The organism is Microcystis aeruginosa LEGE 91341, assembly GCF_015206885.1.
Classification (GTDB): domain Bacteria; phylum Cyanobacteriota; class Cyanobacteriia; order Cyanobacteriales; family Microcystaceae; genus Microcystis; species Microcystis aeruginosa_H.
Genome location: NZ_JADEXY010000052.1, coordinates 17,353 through 29,285, shown reverse-complemented (window position 1 = coordinate 29,285; position 11,933 = coordinate 17,353). Strand labels below are relative to the sequence as shown.

Here is an 11,933-nt window from a genome sequence, read left to right as displayed (position 1 = left end):
CGGGGGGATAGAGAAAATCGAGATTAACGTCGCGTCGGGCGCCGGGGGGAAGTTCTATCTGTACTAAAGCTTCTCCCTGTTGTCCTTCCCGTTGAACGAGATGGAAAAAACGTTCCTCGGTGCGTCCCATTGCGTTGCGATAGGTAACGCGCACGGCCCCCCGGAAAAATACCGGTCCCTGGACGGGTTCAACAAATAGCAAGCGATCGAGATAATTATCTTCTTTAATTGGGGTTTGAATAGTCAAAGCCACCACCTGGGTTTTGCTAGTGTTGTTATATAGAGGTAAAGTCAGATAGTAGTGAACACCGTAGTTACCGTGAGCTTTGAAAGCCGTATCGGGATAACGCACTAACATGGGGGCGCTTTGAATTTGTCTGGTTCCAAAAGTAGCTGCTGTCACCGTACTTAAAGGATAGGCAAAAGCTTGACCGGCTTGAGGAATGGTGAGATTAATTCCCCCTTTGGGATCAACAATGCGGGTTGCCCATTCCGAACCGACAGAAATTCCCGCCACGCGACCATAAAAATTTCTTCTTCCGGGAGACCATTGATCGGGAGGAGTGGGGGGGAAATCGCGAGGGGCGGCTAAATCACCTTTAACTAATAGGGTACGCCATTCCTCTAGGGTAGGGGGACGAAAGGTTTCTATTTCCCTGTCTTCGATTTTGACTTTTTGGGGAACTTCGTAGAGGGCTAAATTGGCCATATAGACCGGTCCATCGCTGTAGAGACGGAGGAGAGTCGAGCGGGCGCTACTTCTGGGGATAACTAGATCGAAGATCATCCGACTTTGGCCAGGGGGAATGACGATCTGGGTGGGAAATTGGGTATCATGGCGACGACGCATGATATCGCCGGCTAAACGGGAACCGGGACCGGAAAAAACCCGGCCGTTGGGATCTTCCACCAAAGAGGGCAAATCGACAAAAGGGGCATCGGCGGAGGTAACGTAACTGACTCCTTGCAGGATGCGGATAACGAGGTTTCTGGAGGTGGGATTAGTAACGATCAGACCCTGGTGTAGGTCGCGGATGGGATCGGTTTGACGAGCGATGTGGTGGGTGAAAACGTCAAAACGTCCTTGTAGGGGATGATTGAGATGGGCTATGGGATAACGTTTTCCTTTACCGGGGAAAGTGGAGAGGAGAATTCCCTCTTTTTCTACCACTTCGGGACTATTGCTATTAAAAACTAGAACGTCATTCAGTTGACCGGGCAACTGACGCACTTCCTGATATTGGGTGATTAATTTCCTCTCTATCTGGGGCAGAACCGAGGCGGACTGAGCTAAAAGAATAGTGGGTAAGAAAGAAAGCATAGAGATTCTATATTTATAGGATCTAATTAGGGTTGGCTGAATAAATCTAAAACCCTTGTTGGGTAAGACTTTTAGACTTTTTGGCAATCAAGAAGTACCAAAGATGGGAGTGATCGGGGGGGAAAGTTCCGGGACTTTTTCCCTGAAAATTAGGTAATTGACCCCCTCAAAATCGGTAAAACCCTACACCCCACACTCTACCCCCACGAAAAACTTTTTCAGCAAACCCTAATTAAGGGTGAGTCGATGGAGAGATGAAGTTATACAACAATATAGGCGAGTTTGTCCGGGCGATCGATAAAGAATCTTAATATATTTTTAAGGTCTGATCAAGTCCTGTCAGGGGTGATGTGAACTAGGGACGGTTTTCTGGGTGAGCAAGGGAGAATACCCCTTGCTATTGCCGATTTTAAGGGTTAAGTTGACAATGACCCGTAAATGCTCACCCTAGCTTTAAATTTCGCCGCGAATTTCTTCGACTATGCCATCTCTAAGGACGAGTTCTACATTCATTTTGGCCACTAAGTTATCGCCTTTTTCAACGCGGAAAAAGCTTTCTAGTTGTGCTTGGGCGACTTCTTGATTGAGTTCCAAGAGTTGTACCTGTTGCAATTGTTGCAGATACTGGTTTTTTTGTTCGAGAAACTCACTTTTCTGTTGATTGACTTGGATTTGAATATTGTCAATCTGTTGGGCAGCCGCAGGGGGTAAGGGGATCAGACTCTGACGCTGAATTTCGGCGATCGCTCTTTGTCCTTGGCTTTCTAATTGTTGAATTTGTGCATCAATTTGCACCATTTGTGCTTGTAATTGCTGTTGTGCTTCTTCTTTCCAGCGGGGGGTCACGATGACTTTAATTGTCACCGGGCGCTTCAGTAATAAACTGGTTTGTGCGTCATCCATGATTTGCTTATCCTAAAAAGGTTTTTTTGTCAAGGGGTTAGGGAATATTTGCCAGAAATATTTACTTGGCAAACATCTCGTTAATCATATCGCGATAGCGTTGCGTTACTACCGGTCGTTTAATCTTTAAAGTTTGGGTCATCATGCCGTTTTCTAGGGAAAAAGGCTCTAAAATTAACTCAAAGGTTTTAATCTGGTCATCGGTACGATAACTGGGCCGATTTCTGACCTCGCGCTTTAATTCTTGTTGGTAGAGAGCTAAGACTTTTTTGCTGTAGAGATCGCTAGAAAGAATCGTTGAGCGATCGCTGTGAGCATCGGGTAAATTTAAGGATAGTTTGTGTTCTTGGGCCCAATTGGCCAGTATATCAAGATTAGGCACGATCAAAGCCCCCAAAGCTTTTTGATCCTGTCCCACTAGCATGATTTGGGAGATAAAGGGACTGCGTAAACAAGCATCTTCAATCGGTTGCGGTTCGATATTTTCACCATTGCTCAAAACAATTGTATCTTTGGCCCGTCCAGTTAAGACTAAATCCCCGGCAGCGGTTAACCAACCAATATCACCACTATCAAACCAACCATCGGGAGAAATCGCTTTTTCGGTTGCTTCTGGTTTTTTATAGTATCCCTGCATCACCTGCGGACCACGAATCAAGACTAAACCGTGTTTTTCTGTGGGTAGGACTTCTTTGCTGTGTAAATCGACAATACAGATTTCTGTCTGAAAGACGGGACGACCGGCAGACCCGCGCAGGTTATGATCGACACGACGGACGGTAGCGACGGGAGAAGTTTCTGTCAGTCCATAACCAACTAAAATCGGGATTCCCGCAATCTCATAGAAAGTATCTAGATGTCTGGCTAAGGAACCACCTCCACTAACGAAGATTTTAACTTTATTTCCCACTGCTTGGCGAATTTTGTTATAAACCAGCTTGTCACCGATGGCATGGAGGGGATAGAGTAAGAGGGATTGAATTCTTGCTTTGAGTCTTTCTTTGGGGGAAGCGTGAAGGTGATCTAGACTGAGATTATCAGCGATACGTTTAGCAATAACGTACTTTTCTGACTTTTCCAGAAAAAATTGCACCAATTTCTGTTTTTTAGCCGGTTGTTGACTAAATTGTTTTTGGATACCTTCGTAAAGAGATTCCCAAAGACGGGGAACTCCCACCATTAATTGCGGACTAAATTGCTTTAAATCCTGCTTAAAAGTGCGAATACTGGTATAAATCTGGGTGCAACCTTGGGCTAGACTGAAATACTCACAGCTGCGCTCGTAGGAATGCCATGAAGGTAGTATGCTTAGAACTCGATCGCCGGGATCTGGTTGAAAGATAGCATTTAAGTTGCGTACCTGATGGAGTAGATTACCGTGACTTAGCATCACCCCTTTGGGTTGTCCCGTCGTCCCCGATGTGTAGATGAGGGTAGCCAGATCATTTTCGCCCTTGGTGATGGGTTTAAGGGTGTTCTCAGCCCCGATCGCCATTAGTTGCTTGAAATTTAAGGTCTGCACGGAAATCGCCCCAGTAGCGGGGTCTTCGTCGGTGAGCAGCACGATTAATTTTAGGGGCAATTCAGGGATTTTCGCCAGCAATTTCCCTAAAGTTTGCTTATTTTCGACAATCAGCGTCTGACTGTCACTATCAGCGAGAATATAGGCTAATTCCTCTGCATCTGCTTGAGCAGATCGTACCGCGTTGGCGGCCCCAGCTGCCATAGAACCTTGGTCGGCAATAAACCACCGGGGACTATTATCGGCAAATAAAGCGACATTTTCGGTTTCTGTGACTCCTAATGCTTGTAAAGCGGCGGCAAATTGCTGAATTTGTTGATAAAGTTCCCGATAGGTGAGAATTACTTCCGGTTTACTGTGGGGATCGTGCAGAGCGATAATATTGGGGAAACGTTGGGCAACTATTGACCAAACTTCGGGTAAAGATTGAATATTTGAATAGTCAATTAGGGTTGTCATAGCTGTAGTTATAGTGGGTTACAAGGGTCATAGGATATAGATTAACCATTCGAGGCTCTTTTTGCTGGTTCTCCTAGACAGTATTTCAACAGGTATCTAGTCCTGTAAAGTTAATTTCCTAGTTGAGACTCGGAGAGGGGAGACTTTTCAGTTATCGGTGAACAGTAATCAGGGAATGTTACTATTACTTAATACTGCTTACTGATTACGGACAAGGCTAACGGATTAGATGTATATAGCGTTTTTCAGTCGGCTGAGGTACAAAAGTTATGGGTTTTAGGCAAAAGGCAAGAGGCAAAAGGCAAAAGGGAAGAAAAATAGGTGTACCTCACTAGCTTAGGAAACGCTATAATTAATTTTGCTTAGGTACTTAATATAGTTGTAATTAGCAGAAAAAAAGATGATTGCTCTATCTAACTATAATAATCTCACTCCAGAAGAATATCTTCAGTTTGAAGAAAAAAGTCCCATTAAACATGAATATATCGATGGACAAGTTTACGCCATGGCAGGGACGACGGATACTCATAATATTGTTTCGGGGAATATATACACAATTATTCGTAATCATTTGCGGGGTTCCGATTGTCGGGTTTATTTTGCCGATGTAAAAGCCAAATTAGAGAAACGCAATCACTTTTATTATCCTGATATTCTTGTCACCTGTGATGACAGAGATAGGGAAACTGCTACCTACAAAAGTTTTCCTAAATTGATTATCGAAGTTCTCTCCGATTCCACAGAAGCTTTTGACAGGGGTGATAAATTTAATGATTATCAAACTCTAGAAAGTTTAGAGGAATATGTCTTAGTGAATAGTAAACACCAACGAGTAGAAACTTTTCGCAGGGGTGAACAGGGTTTATGGATTCTGCAAACCTATCAGCAAGAAAGTTTTAGTTTGCAGAGTATTAATCTGACGGCATCTTTTCGGGATTTATACGAGGATGTCACCCTAGAAACGGTTAATGATACTCCCGAAAGTCCTTAAGAAAATCTCCTTCAACGATTAAACCCATGATTGCTTTATCTCACTATAATAATCTCACCCCAGAAGAATATCTTCAGTTTGAAGAAAAAAGTCCCATTAAACACGAGTATATCGATGGACAAATTTACGCCATGGCAGGAACGACGGATACTCATAATATTATCGGACTCAATTTCACTTTTATCATTCGTAATCATTTGCGGGGTTCCGATTGTCGGGTTTATTTTGCCGATTTGAAAGTCAGATTAGAGAAACGCAATCACTTTTATTATCCTGATATTCTTGTCACCTGCGATGACAGAGATAGAGAAACTGCTACCTACAAAAGTTTTCCTAAATTGATTATTGAAATTCTCTCCGATTCCACAGAAGCTTTTGACAGGGGTGATAAATTTAATGATTATCAAACTCTAGAAAGTTTAGAGGAATATGTCTTAGTGAATAGTAAACACCAACGAGTAGAAACTTTTCGCAGGGGTGAACAGGGTTTATGGATTCTGCAAACCTATCAGCAAGAAAGTTTTAGTTTGCAGAGTATTAATCTGACGGCATCTTTTCGGGATTTATACGAGGATGTCACCCTAGAAACGGTTAATTATTCCGTGGAAGAAATAGAATAAATCATTGTTTTTTACCGGGGGGAATAAAACGGATTTCAATTCTGCGTCTGCTTGCATCTGCGTCACGATTAACCGCAGCTAATTTACCCGATGGGAGGTATAACTGTCCTGCGGAAAAAGCTCGAAATTTGACGTTTTTGAGTTTACCTGTGTTTTCGATTTCTTGGACGACTGCTAAAGCGCGCATTAATCCTAAATCAGTGTTAGAACCGGGTACTAGCATTTTAACAGATTGTTTTCTGCTGGCAACCGATTCGATATTTTTATCGAGATTACTTGTCTGCTGTATTCCTTGTCCGTCGGTGTGTCCAATTACTTGAATAAAGTCGATTTCTCTGTCTTTGGTAATGGTTTCGATAGCGGGGATAATGCGCTGACGAATATAGGTTTTTAAAGCGGGGTTTAATTCAGCACTTCCCGACTGAAATTTAAATTTTCCTGATTTTTCATCGATAACTATCGGGGTTGCTGTTTGCAGTTTTCGGTTAGCTTCCTCCAGTTTACTGATGAGATTATAGGACTGAAAAAGTGCCAAGAGGAGAAATAAACTCAGAATCATGAAAGCATTGGACATTAAATCGGTAAATGCGGGATAAACATCCACCGATTTATCTTCATCTCGGTAGTAGGTACGTCTAGACATAGTTGCTTAGAATTTGTTAGTGAAGTTATCAAATATAGTCTTAATCCCCTTCTCAACATCTTTTTGAGGAGGATTAGGGATTGTCTCAAAAAGTTCTTCCATCTCATCCTTAAGTTTTTCTATCTTATCCTTTAAGTTAGAAAATTCAGAAAGTTCTTCCATCTTATTATTTAAGTTAGAAAAGTCAGAACGCATATCGTTAATTTTCTCCAGTTCTGCTAAACATTTTTGAATTTCTCCATAGATGTGTTCAATCATTTTCTGATTTGATTTATTTTCCTTAGCGATAACTTTCTCTAACTTATCTCGCAAAGATTCTAAGTTAGCAGTTAATTGACTGGTGTTGGTGTTCACTGCGTTAATTACTTGAGAAAAATCTGATTTAAGGCTACCAAATTGATTGGCTGTTTTCTCAATAGATTGGGAAACTGCTTTTAATTGTTCTGAGTTCTTAGTTAATTTATCATCAACTACCATCCCTAAGTTATTGCTTAAAAGGTTTAACTCAGACTGTAAGCTTTCCTTGACTTGAGTAAGTTGCTCTGTCACTGTATCAATTAACAGAGACAGGTTAGCATTAGTCACATCGAGATTATTACTAGAGCGCTCAATACCATGGGAAGCAGTGAGGATTTTATCGGAGGTTTGGGAGAGTCTTTCATCGAGACTATTGATAAGTTGGTTTCCTAATTGTTTCGACTCGGAGTTAAAACTATCTTGATAGGTTTTCACAGTTTCGATTAATTTTACTAATTCTCCCTGAATGTTAGATAACTTTTCTTGTTCGGTGACTGAGCGTTGCTGATTCTGTTCTAGGATTATCTCAGATTTTTGATTCAAGTCAGTAATTTTTATTCCTAACTCAACCATAGTTGTCATTGAACGGTGGAAGTCTTGAGTTAAAGAAGCTAGAGATTGAGTTGATTGGTTTAAATCTGTAGTAGAATTGGCAAACTGTTGATGAGCAGTCATTAAATCTGCGGTTGCTTGCACTAACTTATCAGCAAATTGACTACTTTCGATTTTTTCGGAAGCTTCCAGAAAACCTAGCGCACTATTTTGTAATTTTTGAGAAGATTCTTGGATATTTAAATACACTTGTTCTGCTAAATCGTTAGCTCTTTTATTACTGCTGATAATCTCCCCGATATTCTGCTCTAGTAGTGCAGTGGATTGAGTAAATCTCGCTTGAGTTTCTGCTAAACTAGCGGTAAACCTTTCGATATTACCAGAGAAGTTACTTTTTTCAATTAACTCTGACGCTTGTTTAAAAAGCAGTACACTATTTTTTAGTTCCTGAGAGGATTGTGTAAACTCTCGGTTTGCTTGCGTGATAATTGGTACTTGCTCGTTAAGTTCAAAAGCTGAACGCTGAAAAGTCGTCGCACCGGTAGATAAAGTTCCCGCAGTTTCAGTTAATCTTTCACAAACCTGGGTGACTAACTTAGCTGTTTCCTGATTACCATCAGCAATTTCTTTAGCAACTTTTCCTAAAGAAGATTCTAATACTCTCGTCACCTCAGTATGAAAGTTAGTCAGAAATGCTTGCTGTTTATCCACCATGCGATTAACCGCTTTATCCAAGCGACTATTCCCTTCTACAGTCGGCTGCAAGATGTTATCTAAATAGTCTTCTAGGGAACTAATTAGATTTACTTTAGCAAGGTTGGTGTTAAAGATTAAGTTAATCACAGTCAGTAAAGAACTACAAGCTAAACCAATTAAGCTAGTGATAAAAGCAATCCCCATACTTTCTAGGGGAGTTTTGAGCTTTTCTCCTAAACTTTGCACATCGACATTATTAATATCAATAAGTGTGCTGATTCCCGTCAGATTGAGAGTAATTCCGAAGAAAGTTCCCAACAAACCAAAAGCGAGGAGGAGATTGGGTAACACTCTTACAAAATAATCCCATTTCTCGCAACTAAGAGATTTAGACATGAAAGTAAATTGTTCTTCATGGTATAAACCATCTACCAAAGCTGCGGTATTAACATCATCTAGTTGACTACTGGCTATCTTAAATCTATTCTCTAGATTAGAAATAATTTTAGGTTGAACCCCGCGACTTTCTCCCCGAATTAAGCGCTTGACTTTTGCAGTTGAATCTTGGAGATGTTTATAGAGAGTCATCCGGATTCTCACAGCTAAGACGGTGGGAAAAATAACCAAGACTAGAGTTAAAAGAATCAGATAGGGAGGAAAAAGGTTAAGTAATGCCATGATAGTTATTGGATACCTCGAATTGTGGTTGATAGAGAGAGTTGGGGGTGAATGTTTCCTGAGATAGCTGGGGAAACATTATTAAGATTGATTAATTTTATCATTCATCAGTAGTGCTAACCTCTGCGGGTAAACTGGGTTGACTAATGTTATTGTTTGTTCCCAGTAAAGTTTGTTGCTTTTGCTGTTGTCTTTCGAGTTTTTTCTGTTCAGTAGCACGTTTTTCTAGTTCCATTTTCAGTTGATTAACAAAACGGGTGATAATTCCTTCTTTTGCCTCCTGTTGAGCATTTCCATCTTGTCCAGCTACCTTATCTTTGTAGCGATAATTGGGGTGATAGGAGGGTAAATTTTTGACATTATTGACAAAATAGCTGACGTTCTGAAAATAATCACCCTCGTTAGTAAATAATAGAGGAGGATTAGCTAAAATCTCATTTTTTGCCTGATTAAGCAGTATCTGTAAAGCATTAATCATGTCCTTACGAGAAGCAAATTGTTCTAAAGCAAGTCGCCAATTACCGCTAATGTCAATGATGGACTTATTGTTAAATAAATCGCCTTCGATGACTAATTGATAAGTATCATCCTCCTCATCGTATTCTAGTAAACCGAGAGCAATTGCGGGATAGAAAATAAACTCTAATTCCTCAATTAATTTGGCAGGTGGTGGGATAATATCAGCAAAATCTATTCTGTAATCATTGTGTAAAATGCTGATTCTTTTTTGGTCTTGATAGATTTTTTGCAACCCAGATAAATCAGTAATGATTCTTAGGGGAAACCCACCAAACTCGTAGGTAATGAGGATTTCTTCGTCCGTTTGAATTGATTTAAAAGAAGTCCCCCGATTAATATTTAAATCAGATTCGAGAGTATTCAGGAATCTTTGCATGGTGGGTGAATTATCGTCCTTAGTCCCAATTAGTAATTTTTTATCTGGATGCAAGCGATAGTAAGCATCATTAACATTTATCGGTAACATTAAATCAGCTTCTCGCAGAATTTGCGCCAAGCGTTCAGGAAAATCATGGGGTTTATATTGACCCATAAATCGCTTAATTACTGCATCAATTTTATTGGTGCTTACTGATTGAAACTGTTTCTCGATTGTTGCTGTTAGAGTCTCTTTGAGAGTCTCATTGTCAATAACAAAGGATTGGCTAAATAAACTGAATAGGGAAGCATTATAGCCTAAATTATTGGTGACTTTTTGACTAACGGAAATGTATTGAGTTCGGGAGTTACTGTCAGGGATACAGTTATCAATATTCTCCTCTGGGAAAATACCTTCCCCAGTCATCTCGTCGAGATTTAACTGCATTAACTCCTGTTCGTATTTATCGTATTCTGTGATTAGCTGATATAGGGATTCTTTCAGTTGTTGTATCTGCAGCATTCGACTAGAAATATGCTTGAGAATCGCTTCAACAATCTTTCTGGATTCCCCATTGATGCTGAAATTAAAGTTATGCTGAATTAATTTTTGTCCGCTTTGAACGTAGTCTCTTAACTCGGCCTTGATTCTCTCACTATTGGCATTTTTATTAAACATCTTGAAGACAGACTTTTTCCCGTTTATATCTTCGAGAGTTTGTTTAACATTTCGCCAAATATTATCAATTTTTTCCGAGGAATGAAACCCTTTATTATTCTGAGATAATTCCTCTAGATTACCCTTGTAGGTATTAATCTGTACTTGTAAAGCGACCAAAAAAGATAGGCTATTTTCCAAAGAAAATTCTAAGCTATCAGGATTAAGAACAATCTCCAAAAATTGGTCAATATCTGACTTAAATTTTTCGATTAACTTAGGTTGAGTTTGTTGGGTCAGAGTTAACCAAATTCCGCGACTGCTATCTGTTTCTCCCCCCTGTACTTTGCGAAACTCTTTTTCTAGGGATTGCTTGACGGTTTGGGGTAAATTCTCCAAATCTTGACTATTAGATATTTCTTCCTCTAGGGAATTTTTCCAAGAGGTTAAAGTCTTAGAAAAAGTTTTATTATTCTCTAGGGTTGCTTCTTCCAATCTGGCAGTAAAATAATCCTTATTACTTTGGGTACTCCAATTAGCTAGGAACTTACTTAATAACTCTTGTCCACTGGGACTTTGACCATATCCCTCTAACCAAAATTTGATTAATTTGAGACTAAAACGATTGAGACCAATCTGCACAATTCGGTCGCGAGTAAAATAAATCCTCGCTAGTCCAAAGGAGATATAACCTTGACACATCTGAAAAGGATGATTATCTTTACGAATCATCGGGTCTTTATAGTTATCCCGATTGCTTTTGATGTGAGGAGATAACTCATCGGCAAAATCCAAGAAAATCTTGTAAGCAATGACATTACATAATTTACCTTTGTTATTAATCCGGTAATCTCCCGCAGTGCGATTAGAAACTAAGTAGGCAAAATCAAAAGGAGAACGTTTTTCATCAATGTTGACGAAATTTTGTTTATCATAACAGACTTGAAAGGAATTACTTTCATTGGTATAATGGTCTAACTCTTTCAAAGCTGCATAGGTATTAGCTCTCATAATTGCCCCATCACCATAAAGTTTAGGACTAATTACCAAATAACCAAAGGATGTATATTCGGCGGTTTGTTGTAAAATATGACGCAAACTGTAGGCCACATCGAGGAAAATGCCGCTACCAGTTCCCCCACACAAAGAACCAACAACAAAGACATTTAAACCCTCTTGGACATTAAAACTTTGACCGTTAACTTTACCGCTAAACATAAAGGGTTCATGACCAGAAGTTCGTCTTTCCGCTGCTTCAATTGCCTCTTGAATTTTTTGATAGTTATGGAAAAAAGCTAAACGACCGACGGGACGAATACCCCCCGCACCATTTTCAATGGCAGTTATTTGTTTTTTTAGTCTTGGGTCTAACCAGCTTTCAATATGGGAAAAGGGACTTTCAAAAAGGGTTTTGTGTTCAAGTTCATAGGTGAGATTGTTAACATCTTGAGCATTCATATTAATGAATACTCTTTCAGCAGCTGATAGAAGAATTTCTTCCCCGTGATAGCTATTTCCTGTGGGTAAACCCGAACCATTGAAAGCGTTTTTGTCTGTGTCAATATGAACAAAACTGACAACGGGTAGGTTAGATAACTTCCCATATTTATCAATAATAAAGCGACGAATTCTCATTAACACATCTCGACCAGTACCACCTAATCCGATGATAATTGTCCGTTTGATAGCGCGGGTTTGACTGGTGTTAGCCATGGTT

General features: G+C 40.0%; 8 protein-coding genes. 2 read left to right on the top strand and 6 right to left on the bottom strand.

Features of this window, described 5'->3' with window-relative positions; translation table 11 throughout:
- The 3 genes from IQ234_RS10025 to IQ234_RS10015 all read right to left on the bottom strand — a co-directional run.
- A partial coding sequence (locus tag IQ234_RS10025) for a DUF3370 domain-containing protein (RefSeq protein ID WP_193956987.1) occupies positions 1–1,321 on the bottom strand: 1,321 nt, incomplete at its 3' end.
- A 453-nt stretch (positions 1,322–1,774) separates the two neighbouring features.
- Positions 1,775–2,224: a YlqD family protein gene (locus IQ234_RS10020; RefSeq protein ID WP_002782037.1), complete on the bottom strand. Its 450-nt coding sequence runs from the start codon at positions 2,222–2,224 to the stop codon at positions 1,775–1,777.
- A gap of 61 nt (positions 2,225–2,285) precedes the next feature.
- A complete protein-coding gene (locus IQ234_RS10015; protein WP_193956986.1) occupies positions 2,286–4,205 on the bottom strand; it encodes a long-chain fatty acid--CoA ligase in 1,920 nt (639 codons plus the stop codon).
- Between the two features lie 400 nt (positions 4,206–4,605).
- On the opposite strand from IQ234_RS10015, the gene IQ234_RS10010 reads away from it, so the two are divergent.
- Together IQ234_RS10010 and IQ234_RS10005 are read left to right on the top strand one after the other, a co-directional pair.
- Entirely contained in the window at positions 4,606–5,196 is a 591-nt protein-coding gene (locus IQ234_RS10010) for a Uma2 family endonuclease (RefSeq protein WP_193956985.1), read from the top strand.
- Positions 5,197–5,222: 26 nt separating this feature from the next.
- Positions 5,223–5,816: a Uma2 family endonuclease gene (locus IQ234_RS10005; RefSeq protein WP_193956984.1), complete on the top strand. Its 594-nt coding sequence runs from the start codon at positions 5,223–5,225 to the stop codon at positions 5,814–5,816.
- A gap of 1 nt (position 5,817) precedes the next feature.
- Here IQ234_RS10005 and IQ234_RS10000 read toward each other — a convergent pair whose 3' ends face one another.
- The 3 genes from IQ234_RS10000 to IQ234_RS09990 all read right to left on the bottom strand — a co-directional run bounded on the left by IQ234_RS10000 (position 5,818) and on the right by IQ234_RS09990 (position 11,929).
- Positions 5,818–6,459, bottom strand: coding sequence for an OmpA family protein (locus IQ234_RS10000; protein ID WP_002764884.1), 642 nt, complete (start codon positions 6,457–6,459; stop codon positions 5,818–5,820).
- Positions 6,460–6,465: 6 nt separating this feature from the next.
- Positions 6,466–8,682 carry a methyl-accepting chemotaxis protein gene (locus IQ234_RS09995; RefSeq protein ID WP_193956983.1) on the bottom strand — a complete coding sequence of 739 codons (2,217 nt, stop codon included), beginning with the start codon at positions 8,680–8,682 and terminating at the stop codon, positions 6,466–6,468.
- A gap of 100 nt (positions 8,683–8,782) precedes the next feature.
- Positions 8,783–11,929 carry a tubulin-like doman-containing protein gene (locus IQ234_RS09990; RefSeq protein ID WP_193956982.1) on the bottom strand — a complete coding sequence of 1,049 codons (3,147 nt, stop codon included), beginning with the start codon at positions 11,927–11,929 and terminating at the stop codon, positions 8,783–8,785.
- Positions 11,930–11,933: the final 4 nt, after the last annotated feature.